We start from the raw sequence: 25,140 nt of genomic DNA on the forward strand, positions 1-25,140 counted from the left end.
CTTAATGGATTTTTTATTATTGGGTTTTTTTACTGGATTAAGTTTAATCTTAGCAATAGGTGCTCAAAATATATTTGTCATTGAACAAGGTTTAAAAAAACAACAAATCTTTATTGTTTGTTTAGTATGTTCATTATCAGATTTATTGTTAATTTTTTTAGGTATTTTTTTATTTCAATATTTAAGTAATTTTTTTACTCCAACAGTAGAGCTAATCTTTAACATTTTACTCTTAATATTCTTATTACATTTTATTTGGGGAAAATTAAAAACTGAAGTTTTAGAAGCAACATTCAATATGGATAGTAAAACTAATAATTTTTTTGGGATTTTAACTAAAACTCTGGGATTTACCTTTCTTAATCCACATGTTTATTCAGATACTGTATTTTTTCTTGGAAATTTTTCTAAAAATTTTAACCAGATAGATAAGTATTATTTTGGAGTTGGTGCAGCTACTTCCTCGTTCTTATTTTTTTTTATGTTGGGATATTTATCAAAATATTTTTCCAAACATCTAAAAAGTAAAAATATATGGAGAAGAATAAATTATTTAATTATTCTTTTTATGTCTATTTTAGCCTTAACAGTGTTAATAGAAATTATCTAAGTTTAGTTAGAATAACCATACTTTTTAAGTCTAACATCACCGGTTCTTGCGTGCGCTTCCATTCCTTCGTATCTAGAAATTCTTGCAGCTGCAGCACCAACTAGCTCTGTAGATTCTTTAGTCATTCTTTGGAAACTTAAAGTTTTAACAAACTTACCAACAAATAGTCCACCCGTATATCTTCCTGCACCTTTAGTTGGAAGTATGTGATTAGTTCCTGAACATTTATCCCCATAAGCAACAGTCGTTTCTTCACCGATAAATAAAGAGCCGTAGTTAGTAAGTCTTTTGTGAAACCACTCTAAATTTTCTGTCTGAACTTCTAAGTGTTCTGGAGCATACTCGTCACTAATGGTTGCCATTTCTTCATCAGTATCACAAAGAATAACTTCTCCATAATCTCTCCAAGCTGCATCAGCGTTTGTTCTTGGAACTTCAGGCAATTCTGCAATTAATTCTGGAACTCTTTTTATCACTTTTTCTGCTAGTTCCTTGCTTGTTGTATATAACCAGCAGGGTGAATTATAACCATGTTCAGCTTGACCCACTAAATCAACAGCAACTATTTCAGGATCAGCTTTAGCATCTGCAATAATTCCAATTTCAGTAGGACCTGCAAATAAATCAATACCAACTTTTCCAAATAAAATTCTTTTAGCTTCAGCAACAAATTGATTTCCAGGACCAACAATAATATCAGCAGGAGGATTATTAAATAAACCATTAGTCATTGCAGCTATAGCTGGAACACCACCTAAATTTAAAATTACATCAGCACCACACAAGTCAGCAGTATAAATAATTGTTGGATGAGCACCCACACCTTCTTTAGGAGGGCTGCATGCAATAACATTTTTTACACCAGCAACTTTAGCAGTTGTTACACTCATCACTGCAGATGCAATGTGCGCATAACGACCTCCTGGTACATAACATCCAGCAGTATTAACTGGTATTAATTTTTGACCAGCAAATAATCCATCTGAAAGCTCCACTTCAAAGTCCTGACCATAGTTTTTTAATTGTGCTTCAGCAAACTTTCTAACTCTTTCATATGAAAATTGAACATCATCTTTTGTTTTTTGGTCTAATGTTTTTTTGATTTCTTCAATTCTTTCTTTGGAAACAATAATATCACCATCATATTTATCAAATTTCTTTGTAAGATCGATACACCCTTGTTCTTTAGTACTTTCAATATTTTTTAATAAATCTTGAACAATTCCAGTTGTTTTAGTGTCATCCGTTGATGATGTTTTAGGTGATTTTTTTAAATAAGTTATAGTCATTGTTTTCCTCTTTAATTTTGAAGCTTTATTTAAAACATTAATATGATTATTTCAATAAAGAACTAGTCTAAAGCAACAACAGCAGCAGCAATAGAGGCCAATCTAGCTTGTGCCTCATCTGATCTACTTGTAATTACTATTGGAACTTTACCACCAACAACTACACCAGCTGCACAAGCTCCCATAAAGTAAATCATCATTTTAACCAAACTATTTCCAGTTTCAACACTTGGAACTAATAATACGTCTGCATCACCAGCAACAATATTCTTAACACCTTTTATAGCGGCAGATTTTTTTGAAATACTATTATCAAATGCCAGAGGACCAAAAACATCAGCATTTAAATTCTCTTCTTTTGCAAGTTTTGTAATTTCATCTGCTTCGATTGAGCTTGGTACACTATCTAAAATTTCTTCTGTTGCTGATAGAACTGCAACTTTTGGTCTTTCAATTCCTATACGATTTGAAAAATCAATTACATTTCTTAAAATATGCATTTTTGTTTTTACATTAGGCAAAACATTTAAAGCACCATCAGTAATTATAAGTGGTTTGTCGTCTTTAGTATTTGTCATATGCCATATATGACTTAGTCTAGTTTTTCCAAGTAAACTATAATCTCTTTTTAAAACTTCTTTCATTAAAATATCTGTATGAATATGACCCTTAACAATAATCTTTATCTTTTTTTCACTGGCAAGCTTTGCAGCAATAGCTGCTGTATTATTTTCTACAGGCTCATCAATAATTTCAAATTCAGAAATATCCCATTTTAAATTTTCTGCACATTTTAAGATCTCTTTTTTATTTCCTATAAAGATAGGTCTGATCAGACCTTCTTTTACAGCATCTTGAACAGAGAGCATGGGCAAAGGTAGACCCGCATTAACAATAGCTGCATTAACGCCTCTTTTTTTATTGGCATGGTCTAAAAGGTTATTTGGACAAACAATTTCTTTATTAGAAAGCATAGGGTATTTTTATCCTCAAATTTACAAAAGTATATAGTGTAAAAATATCAAGATAAATGCTTTTAAATTTCAAATTTTAGATCAAGAGTTAGTTAATTTATAAATATTACTTTATGGACTGAGATAACAAATGAGGGACTTTTTGCTGCTTTAGAGGAACCAAGGCTTTTAGTTAACGATCCTTTAAATACTCCAAGTCTTTTAAAACAGCTTTTGAGATATTAATTTCTTTTTTAAGATTACTTTTAAATCTTTTGAACTTACTTTGTCCTGGATAAAGAATTTCTTTTACGCCTTTTATTTTAGGTAGTTTTTTTATAGTTTTAATATTATCTTTTATTCTTTTATTAAAAGAATTACCGACAAATAAATTAGGCTTTAACACAAAAAATAAATGACCAATATTTTGTGGTCCACTAAAATCAGTAAATGGATCTTTAACTCTTCCGGCATGATTACCACCAGTTAATACCCCACTTAAAATGTCAACCATCCAGGCTAATCCTGAACCTCTAAAACCAGCTATTGGTAATTGAACACCTTCTAATGCTTTTTTAGGGTCAGTAGTGGGTTTACCAAACTTATCTAAAGCAACACCTTCAGGAATTTTAGTTCCCTCTCTTGCTGCTACTCTAATTTTTCCTCTATTAATCATTGAAATAGATGTATCTAAAATAAAAGGAACCTTTGATCCAGTGGGAGTTCCAAAACAAATAGGGTTTGTTCCAAATAAACTTTTTAATGCACCATGAGGTGCAACTGCTGGAGGTGCATTTGTAAACACCATAACCATTAAGCCTTTTTTAACAGCTTGCTCTGCGTAATAGCCGGACAAACCATAATGACCACTATTCTTAACTGCAACTAAGCCTATCCCTGTTTTCTTAGCATTATTTATGGCAGTTTTAATAGCAGTATCTGCCGCAACAAAGCCAATACTATTATTCGCATCAATATGAGCAATTGATTGAGAAATCTTTTTAATTTTAATTTTAGCTCTTGGATTGATCACTTTTTTTGAAATTCGATCACAATACATTTTAAGACGAGATAACCCATGTGAGGGTGCACCAACTAATTCAGCATTGATCAATGCCTCAGCACAGATCGAAGCATGATCTTTACTTAATTTATATTTTATAAATATATCTTTAATTATTGCCTTTAATTTTGAAGAATTCATAATTGTTCAAAAGGATAGTGTGATTATCCTTTTCCTCTCCAAGGAATATATTTGTCTATAAGTTTTCTTAAAGTTACATCAAACAATAATCCAAGCATTCCCATTATAAAAATTGTAATCCAAATAACTTCATATTGAAAATATTTTTTAGCAACATTTTCAACAAACCCTATACCAGTTGTTCCTGCTAGAAATTCAGCTGCAACTAGAGTTCCCCAACACATACCAACCGCAACTCTTATACCCGTTAATATTTCAGGTAAAGAATTTGGAAATATTACATATCTCAATATTTGTTTTTTTGATGCTCCTAGAGAGTGAGCTGCATGGATTTTTGACAATTGCGTTCCAGATGCTCCAGCTCTTGCTGAGATAATCATAATAGATAATGAGACCATGAATAATAAGAAGATTTTTCCTGAATTATCAATTCCAAGTACAGAAATAATTAAAGGAGCCCAAGCTAGAGGGGGTACCGGTCTATAAAGCTCGATTAAAGGATCAAAAAATCCTTTAGCAAATCTATTAAGACCCATAAATAATCCTAAGGGAACACCAATTATTATTCCAAAAATTAATCCTAATAAAACTCTTAAAAAAGAGTCCCAGATATGCCCGTAAGGAACAGGAACTTTAAATAAACTAAAGTCACCTGTAACAATTTTTAAAACATTTCCTTTAAAGTTCTGCTCAACAATACCTTCTTTAGTGTGAATAGGGTACTCACCAGGTATAATATCTGCAAGCCAATCAGGCAAAATGAAACCAATCATTTGACTAACATCAATTAATTGTATCCATAGAAGAGGAACATCCTTATAGCCAACGCTAGGATTAGACATTAGTATAAATTTATTAAAAGTATCAGATGGTTTTGGAAGCCATCTTCCTGAACCTTGCTCTGAACAACTTTGACCACTAGCTACAATAGTTCCTGCAGGAAATAAGAAAATATCAACTAATCTTAACCCACCTTGAATTTCATTTTTTGCATTGTCAAAATTAACAACAGCTCCTTGTAAATTATCAAGGGCATTAGGTGGATAGATGCTTGCAAACTCTATACGTCTTGCAATTTTAACAATATTTTTTGCATATTCAGAAGCAACATCTTCACTTTCATTTAATTCACCTCTGTAAATTTTTATTTGATCTTTAATCTCATTAATCTGATCTTTAAATTGTGAATTATGATTTCTTAATTTAAAAAACTCTTCACTTATTAAACCTATTTCTTCTGCAGCCACATGAAATTTTAAACCTAAATTGGTTGAGGGGATTAATGGTACCTCTAGGGTATTTTCAATAGATCCAGATCCAGCATCAACTTTTACTATACCCCAACCGCCTTCTTTATTTGCTGCATCAAGTCTTTCTTGAAGTTGTTGTTCAGTTTCAAAAGGATATTCAGGTTTTTTAAAATTTTCAGTTAATAGATTAATTTTTCCTGTTATTTCATTTATTTTTTCTTTTGTTTTATTTTCAATTAAATCTTCATTTGTTAATAATGGGATTAATTGAGAAGTTTTATTAAGAAAACCAATTAAAATTTCTTTTTGCTGAGCACTTACACCTGAATTTTGGATTTCAGTTAATAAGCTTCTAATATTTTCATTTTCTTTTTTTATTTGGGCTGTACTTTTTAATTCTCTTTGTTCTATTGGAAATTGATATTTTAATCCTAAAAGAGAATCGTTAATTTTAGCTACCTGACAAAGCTCATTAGCAGATTTTGGATAAAAACCTCTCGCAATATCCCAAGAATAATACATCCAAATTAAAAGTAACGAACAACTTCCTAAAACTACCCAATGTGTGCCACCTTTAGATCTTTCTGGATTACCAAAAACTGCATCAATTTTTTCAGTTTGAATTAATCTTCGACCATAAACAATAGATCCAATAATTGTAATTAAGATTAATATTGTAAGAATTTGTGTAATCATTTCATTCTTTACCCATAATTTCTTCTTCCATATTCCAAATCATAGTTAAGATTTCTTCTCGTGTTTTCGAAAATTCTTTATCTTTTTTAATTTCTCTTAAATCTTCTTTTAATCCTCTGTTTGCAAAAGGTAATTTGTATTCTTTATGTATTCTTCCTGGTCTTGGAGCCATTACATATAATCTTTCACCAAGTAATAACGCTTCTTCAACAGAGTGTGTTATTAAAATAATTGTCTTTCCAGTTTCTTTCCAAATTTTTAATACTAAAGATTGCATTTTTTCTCTTGTCAAAGCATCTAATGCACCAAGAGGTTCATCCATTAAAATTAAATCAGGGTCATTAATCAAACATCTTGCAAGCGCTACTCTCTGCTGCATTCCACCTGATAATTGATAAGTTGGAGTATTGCCAAACCCTTTAAGACCAACAATATCAAGCCATTCATCAACTTTTTTCTGAGTTATTATAGGATCTTCTTTTTTCATACGAAGACCAAAGTTAACGTTCTCAGAAACTGTTAACCATTCAAATAAAGCGCCTTGTTGAAAAACCATTCCTCGTTCAACACCAGGTCCATCAATTTCATTATTATTTAAAGTAATCTTTCCTGATGTTGGTCTAATAAATCCTGCGGTAATATTTAATAAAGTTGTTTTTCCACAACCAGATGGACCAAGGACAGTTAAGAGCTCACCTTTTTTTAAAGTGAAATTTACATCTTTTAAAGCATGAACAGTTTCTCCTTTAGGAGTTTTAAAAATCATGTTTAGATCTTGAGAAACTAATTCACTCATTGAATAATTTTATATTAGAATTTTTAATAAAAATAGGCACCAAAAAATTTTGGTGCCTATTAAACTTTTATATCTCTGTAATATTATAGAGGTAAGAAACTAGTATCTACATTTCCTCTAGGTGTACCCATACCTTGAAGGAACTTATGTAAGTTACCACTTTCCATAGATGTTTTTGTTTCTTGTGCATCTAGAAATTTAAATCCACCAATAGTTTCTTTCATATCACCAAGTTTCATTTCAGCATCTTTTGCTATAACATTTAAGTCAGATTTACCTGCTTTGTATCTAGCATTAGCTTCATGAGTTACTTCGATAAAAGTTCTAACCATTCCAGGATTTTCTTTCATAAACTTTGTAGTTACAGAAGTAATATCGATACCTAATATTCCAGCATCTCTAGCTTCTTGGACTGTTAAAAGTCTAGAACCAACTGCTGTTGCAGCTTTGATAGAATTACCACCAAATAAACAAGCCATAACAACGTCACCACTTACTAAAGCAGCAGCACCTTCTTCAGGGTCCATTTGAATGATATCCATTTTTTTTCTGTCAGCACCAACAACTTTCATACTTTCATCAAAAACGTATTCAGCCATTGTTCCAAGTGGAACAGCAACTTTTTTACCTTCTAATTCAGAACCATTTGCTTTTGTGATTCCTGAAGCATTTGATGTTACACAAGTTGTTCCACCCATCCCGTATTCCATAGCGACATCAATTAATTTGATAGGCGCTTTTGATTTTACAGCATTGATAAAAGGAACTAAACCTTGTGAGTAAGAGATATCAATATCTCCTGCTAACATTGCATCAGTCATTGCACCACCGTTAGTGAAGTTTGTCCACTTAACTGGTACACCCAATGCTTTTTCGTACATTCCTTTAACTTTATCTTCTTGGTTTGGAGTAGGCCATTCTAAAAAGAATGCAACTCTAACTTCTTTAGCAGCTGAATTTGCAACTGATATAGATAAGTTAAGAGCAACTACAGCACCAAGAATAAAACTAAGTATTTTTTTCATTATTGTTCCTCTGTTAGTAATTTAATTAAATTATATGTATTTAAATTGAAATTCGAAAGGATGTAAAACAAATTTTTTACACTTGTAAGTTGTATTTACTTAAGAAAGATTCTAAAAAAAATAATTCTAGAAAACATTATGATTTAGTCTAATACTTAAAAATAGAATTTATTAAACAACACATAAACAGAGAGAAATTTATGAGCTCAGAAAATAGAACTGCCGTACCTAATTCACTAAATGAACATTGGATGCCTTTTACATCTAATAAAGATTTTAAAGCAAATCCAAGATTAATCACAGAAGCTAAAGGGGTTTATTTAAAAACTCATCATGGCAAAACTCAAATAGATGCGAGCTCAGGTTTATTTTGCAATCCACTTGGTCATGGTAGAAGAGAAATTACAGAAGCTGTTACAAAACAATTAGAAACATTAGACTATGCACAACCTTTCCAACAAGGTTTTGGTGGTTCATTTGAGCTTGCTACAAAAATTTCAAAACATACACCTGGTGACTTAAACAAAATGTTTTTTACTATATGCGGATCTACAGCCGTTGAGACTGCACTTAAAATTGCTATAGCTTATCATAGAGCAAAAGGTCATGCAGAAAGATTTAGGTTTGTTGGCCGTGAGCGGGGTTACCATGGAATGAACATTGGCTGTATTTCAGTTGGTGGAATGGTAAACAATGTTAAAACATTCGCAAGTGTTTTAATGCCAGGTGTTCAACATATTAGTCATACACATTTGCCAGAGCATAAATTTGTTAGTGGTCAACCGGAAACAGGGGACTACTTAGCAAATGATTTAGAAACTATTTGTCAAAACTTTGGTGGTGAAAATATAGCTGCTTGTATTGTTGAGCCTATTGCTGGATCAACTGGAACACTAGTTCCACCAAAAGGATATTTACAGAAATTAAGAGAGATCTGTGACAAACATGGAATACTTTTAATTTTTGACGAAGTAATTACTGGCTGGGGAAGAACAGGTTCTAAATTTGGTGCTCAAGAGTTTGGTGTAACTCCTGATATTATGACAATGGCTAAAGCTACAACAAATGGTGTTGTACCTATGGGTGTTGTTGCATGTAATGATTATATTTATGATGCGGTAATGGATGCTTCACCAACTGGTGCTGTTGAATTATTTCATGGCTACACTTATTCAGGAATTCCAGTTGCAGTTGCGGCTGCTCTTGCGGTTCAAGATATTTTTGAAAAAGATGATATTTTTAATAGAGCAAAAAACTTAGCTCCTTATTTTCAAAAAGGGCTGTTCTCTCTTCAAGATCTAGAGTCAGTAGATAATATTAGAGGATATGGAATGATGGGTGGTATAGACATGAAACTAAATACTAAACCAGGTAAAGCTGGCTATGAATGTTTTAAAGCATGCTATGAAGCTGGTGTTAACTTTAAGGCTACAGGAGATTGTTTGATTATAGCTCCTCAATTTATTTGTGAAGAAAAACACATTGATGAGATTATTGAAAAGTTAAGAACTGGTATTACTAACTATCAAAAAAATCAAAAAAATTAAAAACTTTAAAATTTTAAATTAAAGAGAGAGAGAGATAGAGAGTTATGAAAATTGGTGTACCTAAAGAAATCAAACCCCAAGAACATCGTATTGGATTAACACCCGAGAGTGTAAAAACTTTAATATCAGAGGGTCATGAAGTTTTAGTTGAAAATAATGGTGGTTTTGAAGCTGGTTTTGAAAATGATCAATATACAAGTGTTGGTGCTAAAATAGTTGATAAAGCCGAAGATATTTTCAATGATGCAGACATTATTGTTAAAGTAAAAGAACCTCAATCAGGTGAAGTTAAGATGATTAGAGAAAATCAGATTGTTTATACTTATTTACATTTAGCAGCAGCTAAAGAATTAACAGAAGGTTTAATTAAATCCAAAGGTGTTTGTATAGCTTATGAAACGGTTACAGATGACAATGGAAGATTGCCATTACTAGCACCAATGAGTGCAGTTGCTGGACGTATGTCGGTTCAAGCTGGTGCGCATTGTTTAGAAAAAAATCAAAAAGGCAGAGGACTTTTATTGGGAGGCGCTCCTGGAGTAGAAGGTGGAACTGTTGTTATTTTAGGTGGTGGTGTTGTTGGAGAAAATGCTGCTGTAATTGCAACAGGCATGCAAGCAAAAGTTCATATTGTTGATAAATCTGAAGCAAGATTGAAACAATTAGTTGAAATGTTTGGAGATAAAATAATTCCAGAACAAAGTGATAAGATTGATTTAAATAAATTAGTTGCAAAAGCTGATTTATTAATTGGAGGTGTTTTAATTCCAGGTGCCGAAGCTCCAAAGTTAATTACTAAACCAATGTTAAAACTGATGCAAAGAGGATCTGTTATTGTTGATGTTGCAATTGATCAAGGAGGCTGTGTTGAAACTAGTAAACCAACAACCCATGGTGATCCAACTTATATTATTGATGATGTGGTTCATTACTGTGTAGCTAATATGCCAGGGGGAGTTCCAAGAACTTCAACAATTGCATTAAATGCTGCAACACTTCCCTATTTAGTTAAACTTGCTAACAAAGGTTATCAAAAAGCTTTAAGTGAAGATAAAAATTTCCTTGCAGGATTAAACGTTCATAAGGGTATGGTGACTTATAAAGCGGTTGCTGATGTTTTTGGACACGAATTTGTAGCAGCGGAAAAAGCTATAACCCAGTAAAAAAGTATGGATAAAATGCTTCCGGCCAAAGCAAAAGTTGTTGTTATTGGTGGGGGAGTTGCTGGTTGCTCTGTTGCATATCATCTTGCAAAATATGGTTGGAAAGATACCATTTTATTAGAAAGAGACCAATTGACGTCAGGAACTACTTGGCATGCAGCTGGTCTTGTTGGTCAGTTGGGAGCATCCGCTACAATTACAAGACTTCGCAAATACTCTTTAAATCTTTACAAAGAATTAGAAAAAAAAACTGGTTTATCAACTGGACTAAAACAAAATGGCGCAATCACAGTTGCAAGCACACCCGAAAGATTACAAGAATTGTTGAGACAAGCAACTGCTGCTCAACTATTTGATGTTAATGTTGAAAACGTTAGTAAGCAAAGAGTTAAAGAACTTTATCCTGTAATTAATGATGATGATGTATTAGGAGGAGTTTACATGCCCGAAGATGGTCAAGCAGACCCCGTTGGAGTGACTAATGTTTTAGCAAAAGCTGCAAAAATGGAAGGTGCTCAAATATTTGAAAAAACTCCAGTTGAAAAAATATTAGTAAAAAATAAAAAAATTATTGGTGTTCAAACTAAATTTGGCAAAATTGATTGTGAATATGTTGTAATAGCAACCGGGATGTGGGCTCGACAAATGGGTGAAGATATTGGTGTGAGTATACCCCTATATCCGAATGAACATTTTTATATAATTACAGAACCATTAGATAAATTGCCTAAAAATCTACCAGTTTTAAGAGATTATAATTCTTGTCTTTATCTAAAAGAAGATGCTGGCAAAATGTTAGTTGGAATATTTGAACCTAATGCAAAACCTGCCTTTAAAGATAAAGGAATAGTACCAGATGATTTTTCATTTGGAGAATTTCCAGACGACTTTGATCATTTTGAACCTTATTTAGAAAAATCATTTCAAAGATTACCCATTTTAGAGACAGCCGGAATTAGAAAATTTTTTTCAGGACCAGAATCTTTTACGCCTGATACTCAATACCTTTTAGGAGAAACAGCTGAAGTTAATAATCTTTTTACTTGCTGTGGATTTAATAGCATTGGTATAGCAAGCTCAGGGGGAGCAGGTCGTGTTACTGCTGAATGGATGATTAATGGATATATGAATGAAGATTTATTCTCTCTAGATATAAAAAGATTTCAAAAATTTCATTCTTCAAAAAAATTTATTATGGAAAGAGTAACAGAAACTCTTGGTGACTTGTATGGAATGCACTGGCCTTACAAGCAACATAATACTTCGAGAAATCAAAGAATATTACCTTATCATGAAGAGTTAAAAAAGGAGGGAGCATGCTTTGGTGTATCGGGTGAGTACGAAAGACCTATGTGGTATGCAAGAAATAAAAAAAAAGCAGAATACAAATATAGTTTTGACTATCAAAATTGGTATCCAGCAGTTGAATTTGAAACCAAAAATACAGTTACTAATGTTGGTCTGTTTGAGCTTTCTCCTTTTTCAAAATATGAAATAAAAGGAGAGCAAGCATATAGTGAATTGCAAAGAATATGTACGGCAAATATTAAAAACGAAATAGGAAGATCAACTTACACACAAATGTTAAATGAAGCAGGAGGAATTGAAACTGATTTATCGGTTATTTGTATTGATAAAGATTGTTTTAGAATAATAAGTTCAGCTGCAACAAGAACTCATGATAAGGCACATATTTTAAAACATTTATCTCCAACTTTAGAATTAAAAGATATTACGGATGAGCTAGCTTGTCTTGGAGTTTTTGGACCAAAAAGTAGAAACTTAATTTCAAAAATCTCAAAAGATGATTTTAGTAATAAAACATTTAAATTTGGTTATGGAAAATTTATAACAATTAACTCAAAAAAAGTTTGGGCTCAACGATTGTCATATGTGGGTGAACTAGGTTTTGAACTTTATATAGAAAACAAAAATGCTAAAGAAATTTATCAATTAATTATTGAAGAAGGAAAAAATCATAATTTATCACATTGTGGCTCTCATGCAATGGATACCATGAGAATGGAGAGTGGATTTTTACATTGGGGGCATGATATTTCACCAGAAGAAAATCAATATCAAGCAGGATTGAACTTTGCTATTAGCTATAAAAAAGAAACCGGCTTTGTTGGCAAAGAAAGTTTATTGAAAATAAAAGATCAAGAACAAACCAGAAGATTTATTATGTTGTCCTTGAAAGATAGTAAGCCTGGTTATCCTCTATTACTTCATGAAGAGCCAATTTATTTAAAAGATGAAATTATTGGTAGAACCACTTCAGGCAATTATTCTTTTAATTTTAAAAAAAACCTATCTTTTGGATATGTAACCTCAAACCATACAAATGAAGAGCTTTCTAAAATGGATCTATATATTGAGGTTGCTAAACAAAAATACCCAGCCAAGGTAGAGATTACTCCTCTTAAAGATAAAAGTTCTAGATTTTTATGATTTTAGTTGCTGAGTTAAGTAATTGATGTTTTAATAATTAATGCAAAAAAACTTTTTTCACGACAGTAAACATATCAGTGAAAAAAATGATCAAAAAAAAGCTATTACAGTCGAACAAATTAAGCAAAATAGAAGAGTTGATATCAACAAATTATTGAACAGAGTAAGAGTGGACAAAAAGAATGAAAATAAAAGAAAAATTATTTTTTATAGTTCAGTAATTTTATCTTTAGGTCTTTTTTCAACTCTTTTAACAATCATAAAATAAATACACAGATCAAAAGTTAATTGAACTAAATTAAAAACCTATTATAAATCAACAATAATTAAGTGGCGGGGTAGCTCAGTTGGTTAGAGCGCAGGACTCATAAGCCTAAGGTCAGTGGTCGTTATCCTTGTTCCTATTACCTTAATTCATCTTCCTTAGAAACTTGACACACTCCTGACACAACAAGGAATATTAAAACAGTGACAGCGGGAAACTAAACTATTTTTTTAATTTAATTTTTCTTCTAAAAACAATTGTATACATATCAATTGGTTTCTTATTGCAATATTGAATGTGTTCTAAATATTTTTCTTTTTTAAAACCCAGAATCTTCATCATTTCAACAATAGTTGTTGGTGATAATTTCCACCACGTATCATAATTTAAATTTGAATTACTATTTCTTGGTAAAAATTTTGTTAAAGAATTTTTCTTAAAGTATTTACTCGATATAGACTTAGTAATATTGCTAATCTTAATTTTGTTCTTACTAGAAACTATTCCCATATCATCTATAAGGTCTGAAATAATCATCTTTTCCTTAACTTTTGAACTCATCATTTGAAGCGCTAAAAAAGGATTTTGAATATGCAGAAGTACTGTAGCGACAAGACCATAGTCATGTATAGAGGTTGACTCAGGTAAATTTTTTATATGAGTTTCTATCATTCTTGCTTTAGATTTATGCTGTTTATGTGCAAACCAAAATGCGTTTCTAACTTTAGACAATTCTTTCATTCCTTGAATTTGTTTTTTTTTCCAGTCTTTATTAGCGTGGGGTACTGTGTCCCATTTATCTTTTTTGATAGATAAGTCTATGCATGTCATTTTAGCACCTAAAGATTCAAGATAAAATGTAATGTAGCCACTTGCTGGTCCAAGTTCTAAAATTTTTTTGTTTTTAAAATTACAATTTCCAAGTAATTTGTTAATATTTTTTCTAAGATCGAAAAGACCTTTTGTGGGTTTTATAATTCCTGGAATTTCTTGTACCGTATAAAAAGAACAATTTTTTGGTATTTTTTGAATCATAAGATAGTTTTTTTATATTGATTGACTTTTATTTAACAGTTTAAGACAATGTATTATAACTCTTAGTATTTGTATAGATAGTTTATTTCTCAGATTTGCTTCATAACAATATATTATTTATACATAACCATTCCCACTCAACAACAAACCCAGAACCACGATCTCTAAAAGTTTTTTCATAATCTCTAAACGTTACTATAAATCCTGACACACTAAAAATGCATAAATACCTGACACACTCCTGACACAGTAAGAAGGAAAACAAGGCAAATACTTGATTGCAGAAAAAAATAAAACTATTATAAATCAACGATAATTAAGTGGCGGGGTAGCTCAGTTGGTTAGAGCGCAGGACTCATAAGCCTGAGGTCAGTGGTTCGATCCCACTTCCCGCTACCATAAAAATAATGCAAAACCTTAATCAAATTACAGCTGTTATAGTACTGTATGATACAACTGATATTATATTTGAATGTTTAGAAAACCTTAGAAATATAAATATAATTATAGTTGATAATGGTCGTAATAATCAAAATTTAATTAAAAAAATTAAAAGTAATAAAAATATAATTAAATATTTTAGATTTAAAAAAAATATTGGTTTTGGTAGGGCGTGTAATTTTGCTTTTAAATACAGCAAAACAAAATACACACTTTTAATAGAACCTGATGTTTTAATTAAAGAAATAGATATTATTAATCTAGTTGAAGGGTTTAAAAATTACCCTGAGGCTGGTGTATTAGTACCAACATTAGTAGATAAAGATAGTGCAATTATTGATAAACTAGAAAATTTGCCAGAATTAAATAGTAAAGAAGCCAATTTAGTAAAATCTAAATTTAATAATTATCTTCCAAAAAATATTATAAATGGAGATGTTTGTGTAAATTTTTGTTGGGCGGCAGTATTATTACTTAACAACGAAATAATTAAAAAAATAGGTTTGTTTAATAAAAAAATATTTATCTTTTGGGAAGATTTTTATTTTTGTAGAAAATTAAGAACATTAAAAATTCCTATTATCAAAATATTTAATTCTAAAGCAATTCATATTGAAGGTTTTTCAACTAAAAAAAATCTGTTAAGCAATTTTATAATCAATAAACATCACATATTATCTTCATATATATACTTTAAAGTAAATAAAAATGAATTTTATTTGACAAAAAAAATATTTTTATATCTTTTTAGATTTATGACTTATTTATTTATACTTAATTTGAATAAATCATTAAAAAATCTAGCAAGATTTTGTGCCACATATAAGTATAAGTATTTTAAATGAAAAAAAATTTTGTTTATTATTTAATATTCTTAATTATTGTTGCAATCTTATTAGATAGCACCAAGTTAAGATCTGGATATGTTAATAAATCTTATTTTTATTTAAGTCCTGAAAATTTGAGTGCCTCAATTTTTAAAAAGCCTTTTAGATATTTTAGCAAAAAATATGAAATTTTTTTGTTAAAATACTCTAAAAGACACAGGGAATATTGGAGTTTAGAAAGTGACAAAGATAGAAAAAATCTAAAAAAAAAATATACAATAAAAAAAAATAGTAACAATCTTACTAAAAATATTTCACAAAATCCTTTGAATTTTGAAAATTGGGAAAGAAGTCATGGAAATAATCATTCTAATAGATTTTCTAATCTAAAATTAATTAATAAAGAAAATATTAGATTATTAGAGGTGGCTTGGATTTATCATTCTAACAATAAAAAATCATTAGGCATAGACATCCAGTGCAATCCCATAATTATAAATGGCACAATATACTCTCCAATCGTAAATGGAAATATAGTTGCCTTGGATGGTTATACTGGTCAAGAAATCTGGAAATCTCCAATATTCAATGCTGATGTAGCTAGAAGAGGATTAGTATATTGGGAAGGAAATAATTTAATAAAGCCCCAAATTTTTTTTAATGACGGCTCTAAATTGATTTCTTTAAATGCCAAAGATGGGTCTTTAAATAAAAATTTTGGAAAAAATGGAAGAGTAAGTACAGGCTATAGTAAAATTACCCCAATAATTTATAAAAATTCTATTATAGTTGCTTCATGGAAAAAAGACCTTGAGGTTTATGATATTTCAACAGGCAAACTTAAATGGAAATATTTTTTTGGTGACAAAAAAAATGAGATAAATGGTGGAAAAAAATATATGAATGAAGGGGGAAATCCCTGGGGAGGTATTTCTGCAGATATTGAAAGGGGAATTGTTTATATAACCACTGGAAATGCATCAAAATATTTTGATGGGAGTAAAAGACCTGGCTACAACAAAAATTCAAGCAGCTTATTAGCAATTGACTTAGAGAAAAAAAAAGAGCTTTGGTCATTTCAGGAAACAAGTCATGATATTTGGAATTATGATATGCCCGGCCCACCAATTCTTACAAGCATAAACATTAATAGCAATAAAGTTGATGTTGTTATTGCTGTAACAAAGAGAGCAAACACGATAATTCTTGACCGTATAACAGGTCAAAATATCTTTGATTTGAATTATCAGCTAGTAGAAACCTCTAAGGTGCCTGGAGAAAAAACAAGCCCTTATCAGTTAAATTTAGAATTACCCGAAGCATTTGGTAAAAATATCTTTAATAAAAATGATGTTACAAATATTAGTGCCGATAGTGAGAGTTACATTAATTATATAGTTAATAATTCTCAATTTGGTTTTTTTAAACCTATAAGTTTAGATAAAAACACAATTATTTATAATTTTCATGGAGGAGCGGAATGGATGGGGGCATCTATTGATTCTGATAGTCAAACCATGTATGTGAATAATAATAATATAGCTTGGAACGCAAAACTTATAAAAAAAGAAAATATAAATGAGTATGAGTCAAGCTTTTCAAGATTACTTGATCAAGATGGATATCCAGGAACAAAACCACCATGGGGAACTCTTTCTTCAATGAATCTGAATACAGGAAAATTAAATTGGACAGTACCGTTTGGATATTATCCTGAGTTAAAAAAAAAAAATATCATAACGGGAACAGAAAATTTTGGTGGAGTTACCGCCACTAAAAGTGGCCTGGTATTTGCGACTGGAACTTTAGACTCTAATATCTATGCATACGATAATTTAACTGGAAAAGAATTGTGGGTAAGGAAATTACCATTTATAGGATCTGCACCTCCCTCAGTATATTTAGCAAAAAATGAGCAATTTATAATAGTGCAATCAACCGGGTCAAATTCATTAAACCAAGGTTATCCCAATATAAATAAATTTGGAGATGCTATTGTAGCTTTTAAGTTAAGAAAATAAAATTAATTAGATTGTTTATAAGCTGTATAAACGAGCAAAATCAGAGAATGTTAAGTTCGTTCTATCTTTTGCTGAAATAGAAGGATTTTTAATTGGCCATTTAATTTTAAGTACAGGATCGTTCCAAAGTATTCCAGTTTCTGTCTTGGCATCTCTATAATTTGTGCACTTATAATGAAGCATGGTGTTGTTTTCTAGTGAACAAAATCCATGAGCAAAACCCCTAGGGATATAGAGAGATGTATTATCATGTTCAGACAAGTTTATACTAAAATATTTCCCAAAAGTTTTTGATTTTTTTCTACAATCCACAGCAACGTCAAACAATTTACCTTTCATCACAGTAATTAGTTTACCCTGTGATTTTTTTATTTGTAAATGCAATCCTCTTATTACATTTTTTTTTGAAAGTGACATAACATCAAAAGGAAATTTTTCCTTAAAATTTTTTTCTAAAAATAATTCTCTAAAATAACCTCTATTATCTAAATGGGTTTCTTTTTTAAAGATAATTAAACCTTTAAATTTTGTATTAATTATTTTCATTTCTATGATAACTTTTTCTAAGAAAATTTTTAAAGGTATCACATATATAGACGAGTTCTTTTTTTACCATACCTTGGTGGCAACCTAATAAAATACCATTTCTCATTACATCATCAGCAACAGTATGACAGTTTGGATGTTTTTTGCAAAATCTGTTTTTCATTGCTGGTTGTTTTAGGATATTACCAGTAAAAATTGTTCTTGTTTGTATATTTTTTTTTTCAAAATAAATTTGCATTTCTCTACGATTGAAAATATCATTTTTCTTAATTACTAAAGGAAAAGCTAACCAGGGCGTTTTAATTTTTTTATACTGCTCTGGCAAATGAAAAAATTCTTGATGTTTACTAAAAAAATTTATTAAATATTCAAAATTTTTATTTCTTATCAAGATATTATTTTTAAGTTTCTTAATTTGTTCAAGTGCAAATGAAGCAGAAATTTCAGAAGGTAGAAAATTATAACCCATTTCTGAAAAAATATATTTAGCATCGTAATCAATGCCTGAAATCTTAACATTAAATCTTTTTGAAATATCTTCAGACTCATTGAATGTAGCTGAAGATCTTCCCCAACCTCTAAGCAATTTAGCTCTTTCGTATAACTTTCTATCATTAAAACAAACTATACCGCCTGTCCCAGCACCATTAATAATGTGAGAGGCGTAGAAACTATTAGTTGTTACATCTGATAATCTGCCGTTAATAGCACCGTTATCAGTGTAACCTATCGTGTCAGCAGAATCCTCAATAACTTTCAGCTTGTATTTTTTTGCAATTTTATTAATTTTTTTCCAATCTGCAATATTTCCTAACAGATTAGGTATCATCATAGCCACAGTTTTTTTATTAATACATTTTTCTATATGTGTAACATCAGCAACAAATTTGTTTTTTTCAACTCCTATGAAATGTGGCACAAGACCTAATTGATAAATTGGAGCAACTGTAGTTGAAAAAGTAAGATTAGGAGTTATTACCTCTGAACCTTTTTTAAAATTTAATGCTGCTAAAGCTAATAAGTTTGCTGAAGATCCCGAGTTAACCATTAGCCCATATTTTTTGCCAAATAATTTTGCGACTATATTTTCTAATTTTTTAACGTGAGGACCGTCAATCAAAGTTAAGCTGTGATTTTTTAATACATTTATTACAGCATTTATCTCTTTATGATCATATACAGCTTTTCCATAATATATTTTTTTCATTACAAAGAGGTGATATAAGATTCCTTATTCAATAGCAATATAATCTAACTTAAATATTATTTATGATATAATATATTTTTTTCTTAAAGAATGAGTGAATTTAATTTGTATAAAGATATAACGATAGTAATTGTTTTATATAAAGAGACTTTTGAACTTTTATCAAAAACATTAACACCTATAAATTCTTTTAAAAAAATTATAATAGACAATGATGGAAATTTTGAATTAAAAAAAAAAGTAGAATCACAATTTTCTATCAATCAATACATACTGAATAAGAAAAATAATGGCTTTTCAGCAGGATATAATCAAGCAATAAAATTATCTAAAACTAAATTTACGTTAGTGCTAGGGCCTGATTGTATAATAGAAGAACAAGATATTCTTAAATTAATTCAAAAAATTTCAGAAAATAATAATTGTTTTATTGTTTCACCAACTTCATATGATGAAAATAATAATTTAACTTATGCAGGTGGACTTCTGCCAGAAAATGGTGAAAAAAATATTATTTTGGATATAGAGGGTGACACATGTGTAGAAAATACCTTGGGTGCATGTATGCTTTTTAGAACCAACGATTTGATCGAAAATAATTTATTTTTTGATGAAAGCTTTTTTTTATATTTTTCAGATGATGATTTATGCCGAAGAATAAAAAAAATAAACAAATTTATTATTCAGGTGCACGATTCAAAATGTATTCATCAACATGGAATCATTAAGGTAAAAAATAAATATATTAAAAAATTTATTAGAGAGTATAACTATACTTTCGATAAATATTATTATTTTTTTAAAATAAATAATCACATTAATCTAATCAACACATATAAAAGAAGAATACCTTTATTTGTATTAAGATTTTTTTTGAAAGTTTTAACATTAAATATTTTGGCTGCTGTTGGATTAGCTGCAAAATTCTATGCATATCAGCGATTTAAATTTAAAATTTTAAAGAAATAATTGTCAAAAATTTAATATAGTATTAATTTGCAAAAAACATTAAAGGCATTTTTTTTTGTGGTGTTAAAGTGAATTTATAATTTCATTACACGTCTAGACATTCTTAAGAAAGTATTTTTTTTAATTTTGATACATTCATAGAAGGGTTAGGTGGAAATATTTTTTTTCCACTGGTTTTTATTACATCTTTTTTTGTCTTTTTAGCAAAGTTAAATACTGATTGAATTTTACCTCCAATATTTATAATCCCTTTTTTATTAAGGATTTTTGGAATAATTTTTGCAACTTCATCCTGGAACATAAAATTAGTTTTAATATCGTAAAAAGCTTGATTATGTATAAATGGTCTTTCACACATCATAATTCTTAAAATCAGAGATTTTTTGTATAAAATTACAGAAGACTCACCACCCAATTTTGACCAAGCATAATTATTTATTGGTAATACTGGGTCCTTTTCACTGTAGTTACCTTTCTTTCCTTCGTAAACATATCCTGTGGAAAAATAAATTAATTTAATACCAAACTCATTACACAATTTAACTACATTAGCCGTTCCAATAATATTTAAACTTATACTTTTGTTAATATCTTTGACATGTAAATCCATTGGTCTAGATAAACCTGCACAATGAATTATGTATTTAGGTTTAATTTTTTTGATATATTTTTTCATTAAATTTATATTCAAAATATTAAACTTTTTTTTTGTTGGAAAAAAAATTTTTAGTTTTTTATTTTCTTTTTTTAAAACTTGTGCAAATCTTCCATTTCCTCCAGTAACAATTATTTTTTTATTTAAATTTAGTGTAGTCAATTTAATTTTTTAATAATTAAGGTTTAATAATTTTATCTTGAATTAATTTATTTAAATATTTCGAATAGTTACAATTGCCATAAAATTTTATTGATTTTATAATTTCTTTTTTACCTATCCAATTATTAGTAAGTGCAATTTCTTCTATACAAGCAATTTTAAATCCTTGTCTATTTTCAATTGCCTGTACAAAAGCTATTGTTTTATAATAATCATCAATTGAACCTGTATCTAACCAGGCACCACCTCTTCCAATAAAATCAGCTGATAATTTATTATTTTTTTTGTATCTTAATAAAAGATCAATAATTTCTACCTCACCTCTTTTAGATGGTTTTAGTTTTTTTGAATATTGCACAACTTTATTATCAAAAAAATATAGCCCTGTTATGGCGTTATTAGATATAAATTTTTTTGGCTTTTCTTTTAATTGTATAATTTTGTTATTTTTATCTACTTTTGCAACACCAAATAACTCAGGTGTTTGAACACTATGTAATAAAACTTTAGCACCATCTTTAATTTTTGCACAGTCTATTAGTTTCGCAGTTAGGTTCTGACCATAGAAAAAATTATCTCCCAAAATCATTGCAACGTTATCTTTACCAATAAATTTTTCACCTAAAACAAAGGCATCAGGTAACCCCCTGGGTTTAGCTTGCTCTATATAGGTAATTTTAATTCCTAGATTGTTGCCATTAGGAATTAGTTTTTTATATTGATTTAATTGTCCTTTATTTACAATAATTAAAATGTCTTTAATTTTTGCCAACATTAGTATTGAAAGTGGATAAAAGATAAGAGGTTTGTCGTAAATTGGTAAAAGTTGTTTATTTACAGCTTTTGTAAGAGGACTCATTCTTGTCCCCATTCCTCCAGCTAAAATTATCCCTTTTTTAATCATTTTGTACCCAGTCTTTTAACAATATCCTTTTTAGATATAGATTTGTAGTAATTATTATTATGAAGGTACCATAAAAAAGTTTTCTTCAAACCTTTCGCAAAATTTACTTTTGTCTTCCATCTTAAGGTTTTTAATATTTTTTTACTATCAAGCGCATATCTTATGTCATGACCTGGTCGATCCTTAACAAATTTAATCATAACATTTGAACCAATTACATGATTTTGTTTAGCAATATTTATCAAGGCTTTACAAATCTCAAGATTATTCAAATTTTTATTTGAACCTATATTATAAAATTCACCAACCTTACCTTTTTGAAAAACTTTTATTAATGCATCACAATGATCTTCCACATATATCCACTCTCTTGAATTTTTTCCATTACCATAAATAGGTAAACTTTTATTTTTTAAAATATTGTAAATTAATTTTGGAATAAGTTTTTCAGGGTGTTGTTTTGGTCCATAGTTATTTGAACAATTTGTGACTATAGCAGGAATACCATAAGTTCTAACATATGAACTTACAAGATGATCTGAGGCTGCTTTACTAGCAGCATAGGGTGAGCTAGGTTTATAAGGAAAATTTTCATGAGATCGTCCCTTTAATACATCACCATAAACTTCGTCAGTAGAAATATGAATTAACTTACTTTTTTTATTTAATTTTGAATATTTTCTAAATATTTCCAGTAGATTAAAAACACCAATAATATTGCTATCAATAAAACTTTTAGGACCGTCTATTGATCTATCAACATGAGTTTCTGCTGCTAAATTAAAAATACCAATCGGCTTATGTTTAAAAATAATTTTATTAAGTTTATTTTTGTTATTAAGATCACATTTTATAAATTTGTAATTCTTATTTTTTTTATACTCTTTTGTATTATAAAAATTTGATGAGTAGCTAACCTTATCTAGATTTATAACTTTATATTTTTTAAGGAGCAATAGCTCAATTAGATTACTACCTATAAACCCAAGTCCACCAGTTACTAAAATATTCTGCATGATTTTATTTATAATAAACGTTATAATAAGTATATAATAATTTACTTTAAAAATGACTTTAAATTTAAATAACCTAACATTTATAATTGTTACATTTAAAAGCAATCATATAATTTATGAATGTATCGAGTCTTTACCAAAAGAGTCTAGTATAATTATTATTGAAAATTCTAATGATCTAAAACTTAAAGAAAAACTAGAGACAAAAAATTCAAAAATTAAAGTTATTGTTCAAGAAAACAAGGGTATGGGTGCTGCAAATAATGTTGGAATTAAATTATGTAAAACAGATTATGCTTTTGTGATTAATCCTGATGTAAAATTTTATAAAAATACTATTGATGAATTAATCACTTTGTCATCAAAGCATAATGATTATGCAATATTAGCACCAATCTCTGATGATATTCAATATCCAAATTATAAGATTAAAAATAAGAAATTACAAAATAATGACTTAGAGTTTTTAAGTGTCGACTCTGTAGATGGATATGCAATGCTGATAAATAAAAATAGATTTCAAGACAATCTTTTTTTTGATGAGAATTTTTTTCTTTATTTAGAAAATGATGATTTGTGTCTAAGAAAAAAAAAGATAACAACAAAATATATATATCAAAAAAAGCAAAAATAAATCACCTTGGAGGAAAATCCCATTCACCTATTTATGGAAAAGAAATTGAATTTTCACGAAACTGGCATTGGATGTGGTCAAAATTTTATTTTAATAAAAAACATTTTGGTTATACAAGATCTTTTTTAAAGAGCATTCCTACACTGACCACTTCTATAATTAAATTTTTTTATTATTTCGTAACTCTCAATAAATTTAAAAAAAAGATTTACATGATGAGATTTTTAGGACTTTTTAACTCTATGCTTGGCAAAAAATCTTGGTATAGACCAAAAATTTAATACTAGTGACCAGGAAAATCAATCAAGTTTTCTATTTTGTATTTTTTTTTAATTAATTTATTAGATCCTCCTAAATCAAAAAGATTTATTGCAAAAATAAATGCTGCAACATTACCTCCTGAAATTTCTATAAGTTTAGCAGCAGCTTCTGCAGTACCACCTGTTGCAATCAAATCATCTATTATTAGAACGGAGTCACCTTTATTTATAGAGTCTTTGTGAACCTCAATTGTAGCAGTTCCATATTCAAGCTCGAAATCAATTGAATGCACATCAGCTGGTAATTTATTTTTTTTTCTAAGCATTATAAATGGTTTTTTTAAAATATAAGAAACTGCTGATGCAAAAACAAAACCTCTAGACTCAATTGCAGCAATTTTATCAATTTTATATTTTTTTGATCTTTCTATAATCTGGTCAATACATTCTCTGAAAGCATTTTCATCTTTAATTAGAGTTGTAATATCTCTAAATAAAATTCCTTTTTTTGGATAATCAGGAATTGATCTAATAAAATCTTTTAAATTCATAATATTGATATATTTATATCTTTGATAAGAAAAATCTATGGACAAATTATTCCTTGCAGCGATAAAAGAAGAAACTGTTGGCTTAGACTATTTTAAGCACATAGGAGTTGGTAAAATTAATGCTACATACAATACTCTTAAGTTAATACAAATTCATAAACCTAAGATTATTGTTAATTATGGAACTGCTGGTGCAATCAATACTAAATTAAAAGGGATTGTTGAATGTACAAAATTCTATCAAAGAGATATGGATGTTAGAGGTCTTGATTTTAAATTAGGCGAAACACCATTTGATAAAGTTAATGAAATAATTATTTCTGACAGTGGCTATTCTTGTGGTACAGGAGATAATTTCGTTAATCAAAAAATTGAAATGGAAGTTGATGTTGTTGATATGGAAGCTTATGCAATTGCTAAAGTTTGTATGTTGGAAAATATAGAATTTAAATGTTTTAAATATATATCAGATAATGCTGATGAAAATGCTAACAATGATTGGAACACTAATCTGGCATTAGGTGCCGAAGCTTTTGCAAAAATGATTAACAAAAAATTTTAACTTTAATGACTAAAAAAGTGCTGATATTTATCTTTATAGTAGTTACTAAGATTACAGTTCCGAACCAAAGTGAGTAAAATATTGATAGATCAATCAATGCG

General features: G+C 29.2%; 23 protein-coding genes and 1 tRNA gene. 11 read left to right on the top strand and 13 right to left on the bottom strand.

Going from position 1 to position 25,140, the window contains the following annotated elements; genetic code table 11:
- Positions 1-4: 4 nt before the first annotated feature.
- Positions 5-610, top strand: a complete 606-nt coding sequence (locus AC5SLL_RS01840; protein ID WP_494580436.1) for a LysE/ArgO family amino acid transporter — start codon at positions 5-7, stop codon at positions 608-610.
- A 2-nt stretch (positions 611-612) separates the two neighbouring features.
- Here AC5SLL_RS01840 and hisD read toward each other — a convergent pair whose 3' ends face one another.
- From hisD to AC5SLL_RS01870, 6 genes are all read right to left on the bottom strand, one after another.
- Positions 613-1,899, bottom strand: coding sequence for a histidinol dehydrogenase (gene hisD, locus AC5SLL_RS01845; protein WP_494586849.1), 1,287 nt, complete (start codon positions 1,897-1,899; stop codon positions 613-615).
- Positions 1,900-1,961: 62 nt separating this feature from the next.
- Complete coding sequence (locus AC5SLL_RS01850; RefSeq protein ID WP_494586850.1) at positions 1,962-2,873, bottom strand: bifunctional enoyl-CoA hydratase/phosphate acetyltransferase; 912 nt, start codon at positions 2,871-2,873, stop codon at positions 1,962-1,964.
- A gap of 172 nt (positions 2,874-3,045) precedes the next feature.
- Positions 3,046-4,056, bottom strand: a complete 1,011-nt coding sequence (locus AC5SLL_RS01855) for an Ldh family oxidoreductase (RefSeq protein ID WP_494586851.1) — start codon at positions 4,054-4,056, stop codon at positions 3,046-3,048.
- Positions 4,057-4,079: 23 nt separating this feature from the next.
- Positions 4,080-6,002 carry an ABC transporter permease gene (locus AC5SLL_RS01860; RefSeq protein WP_494586852.1) on the bottom strand — a complete coding sequence of 641 codons (1,923 nt, stop codon included), beginning with the start codon at positions 6,000-6,002 and terminating at the stop codon, positions 4,080-4,082.
- Between the two features lies 1 nt (position 6,003).
- Positions 6,004-6,798, bottom strand: coding sequence for a taurine ABC transporter ATP-binding protein (locus tag AC5SLL_RS01865; protein ID WP_494586853.1), 795 nt, complete (start codon positions 6,796-6,798; stop codon positions 6,004-6,006).
- An 83-nt stretch (positions 6,799-6,881) separates the two neighbouring features.
- On the bottom strand, positions 6,882-7,823 hold the full coding sequence (locus AC5SLL_RS01870; RefSeq protein ID WP_494580446.1) for an ABC transporter substrate-binding protein: 942 nt from the start codon (positions 7,821-7,823) through the stop codon (positions 6,882-6,884).
- 200 nt (positions 7,824-8,023) lie between these two features.
- Here AC5SLL_RS01870 and aptA point away from each other — a divergent pair, with 200 nt between their 5' ends.
- The 4 genes from aptA to AC5SLL_RS01890 are packed head-to-tail and all read left to right on the top strand — an operon-like array spanning position 8,024 to position 13,252.
- Positions 8,024-9,370 carry an omega-aminotransferase AptA gene (gene aptA / locus AC5SLL_RS01875; RefSeq protein WP_494573513.1) on the top strand — a complete coding sequence of 449 codons (1,347 nt, stop codon included), beginning with the start codon at positions 8,024-8,026 and terminating at the stop codon, positions 9,368-9,370.
- 44 nt (positions 9,371-9,414) lie between these two features.
- Positions 9,415-10,533 (top strand): alanine dehydrogenase, encoded by a 1,119-nt coding sequence (gene ald / locus AC5SLL_RS01880; RefSeq protein ID WP_494586854.1) that lies wholly within the window; start codon positions 9,415-9,417, stop codon positions 10,531-10,533.
- 6 nt (positions 10,534-10,539) lie between these two features.
- On the top strand, positions 10,540-12,984 hold the full coding sequence (locus AC5SLL_RS01885; RefSeq protein ID WP_494586855.1) for a GcvT family protein: 2,445 nt from the start codon (positions 10,540-10,542) through the stop codon (positions 12,982-12,984).
- A 40-nt stretch (positions 12,985-13,024) separates the two neighbouring features.
- Positions 13,025-13,252 (top strand): hypothetical protein, encoded by a 228-nt coding sequence (locus AC5SLL_RS01890; protein WP_494586856.1) that lies wholly within the window; start codon positions 13,025-13,027, stop codon positions 13,250-13,252.
- 219 nt (positions 13,253-13,471) lie between these two features.
- On the opposite strand, the gene AC5SLL_RS01895 is transcribed toward AC5SLL_RS01890, so the two are convergent.
- On the bottom strand, positions 13,472-14,284 hold the full coding sequence (locus AC5SLL_RS01895; protein ID WP_494586857.1) for a class I SAM-dependent methyltransferase: 813 nt from the start codon (positions 14,282-14,284) through the stop codon (positions 13,472-13,474).
- A 322-nt stretch (positions 14,285-14,606) separates the two neighbouring features.
- Here AC5SLL_RS01895 and AC5SLL_RS01900 point away from each other — a divergent pair.
- From AC5SLL_RS01900 to AC5SLL_RS01910, 3 genes are all read left to right on the top strand, one after another.
- A tRNA-Met gene (locus AC5SLL_RS01900) sits at positions 14,607-14,683 on the top strand.
- A gap of 8 nt (positions 14,684-14,691) precedes the next feature.
- Positions 14,692-15,570 carry a glycosyltransferase gene (locus tag AC5SLL_RS01905; RefSeq protein ID WP_494586858.1) on the top strand — a complete coding sequence of 293 codons (879 nt, stop codon included), beginning with the start codon at positions 14,692-14,694 and terminating at the stop codon, positions 15,568-15,570.
- On the top strand, positions 15,567-17,573 hold the full coding sequence (locus AC5SLL_RS01910) for an outer membrane protein assembly factor BamB family protein (protein ID WP_494586859.1): 2,007 nt from the start codon (positions 15,567-15,569) through the stop codon (positions 17,571-17,573). Before AC5SLL_RS01905 ends, AC5SLL_RS01910 begins: the two co-directional genes overlap by 4 nt.
- A 15-nt stretch (positions 17,574-17,588) precedes the next feature.
- On the opposite strand, the gene rfbC is transcribed toward AC5SLL_RS01910, so the two are convergent.
- Positions 17,589-18,119, bottom strand: coding sequence for a dTDP-4-dehydrorhamnose 3,5-epimerase (rfbC, locus tag AC5SLL_RS01915; RefSeq protein WP_494586860.1), 531 nt, complete (start codon positions 18,117-18,119; stop codon positions 17,589-17,591).
- Entirely contained in the window at positions 18,106-19,326 is a 1,221-nt protein-coding gene (locus tag AC5SLL_RS01920) for a DegT/DnrJ/EryC1/StrS family aminotransferase (protein WP_494586861.1), read from the bottom strand. The genes rfbC and AC5SLL_RS01920 overlap by 14 nt, the downstream gene beginning before the upstream one ends.
- Before the next feature lie 90 nt (positions 19,327-19,416).
- On the opposite strand from AC5SLL_RS01920, the gene AC5SLL_RS01925 reads away from it, so the two are divergent.
- Positions 19,417-20,295, top strand: a complete 879-nt coding sequence (locus tag AC5SLL_RS01925; protein WP_494586862.1) for a glycosyltransferase — start codon at positions 19,417-19,419, stop codon at positions 20,293-20,295.
- 103 nt (positions 20,296-20,398) lie between these two features.
- On the opposite strand, the gene AC5SLL_RS01930 is transcribed toward AC5SLL_RS01925, so the two are convergent.
- From AC5SLL_RS01930 to rfbB, 3 genes are read right to left on the bottom strand one after another with little or no spacing between them, the layout of a single operon-like run.
- Positions 20,399-21,112, bottom strand: a complete 714-nt coding sequence (locus AC5SLL_RS01930; protein WP_494586863.1) for a sugar nucleotide-binding protein — start codon at positions 21,110-21,112, stop codon at positions 20,399-20,401.
- Positions 21,113-21,128: 16 nt separating this feature from the next.
- Positions 21,129-22,016 carry a sugar nucleotidyltransferase gene (locus AC5SLL_RS01935; protein WP_494586864.1) on the bottom strand — a complete coding sequence of 296 codons (888 nt, stop codon included), beginning with the start codon at positions 22,014-22,016 and terminating at the stop codon, positions 21,129-21,131.
- Positions 22,013-23,032, bottom strand: a complete 1,020-nt coding sequence (gene rfbB, locus AC5SLL_RS01940; RefSeq protein ID WP_494586865.1) for a dTDP-glucose 4,6-dehydratase — start codon at positions 23,030-23,032, stop codon at positions 22,013-22,015. The genes AC5SLL_RS01935 and rfbB overlap by 4 nt, the downstream gene beginning before the upstream one ends.
- 52 nt (positions 23,033-23,084) lie before the next feature.
- Between rfbB and AC5SLL_RS01945 the strand changes: the two genes are divergently transcribed.
- A complete protein-coding gene (locus AC5SLL_RS01945) occupies positions 23,085-23,666 on the top strand; it encodes a glycosyltransferase (protein ID WP_494586866.1) in 582 nt (193 codons plus the stop codon).
- Between the two features lie 283 nt (positions 23,667-23,949).
- On the opposite strand, the gene AC5SLL_RS01950 is transcribed toward AC5SLL_RS01945, so the two are convergent.
- Positions 23,950-24,477: an adenine phosphoribosyltransferase gene (locus tag AC5SLL_RS01950; RefSeq protein ID WP_494586867.1), complete on the bottom strand. Its 528-nt coding sequence runs from the start codon at positions 24,475-24,477 to the stop codon at positions 23,950-23,952.
- Between the two features lie 37 nt (positions 24,478-24,514).
- Here AC5SLL_RS01950 and AC5SLL_RS01955 point away from each other — a divergent pair, with 37 nt between their 5' ends.
- Positions 24,515-25,039: a 5'-methylthioadenosine/S-adenosylhomocysteine nucleosidase family protein gene (locus AC5SLL_RS01955; protein ID WP_494586868.1), complete on the top strand. Its 525-nt coding sequence runs from the start codon at positions 24,515-24,517 to the stop codon at positions 25,037-25,039.
- The last annotated feature ends 101 nt before the right edge of the window (positions 25,040-25,140 follow it).

It is taken from the genome of Candidatus Pelagibacter sp. PS_43 (assembly GCF_059417795.1).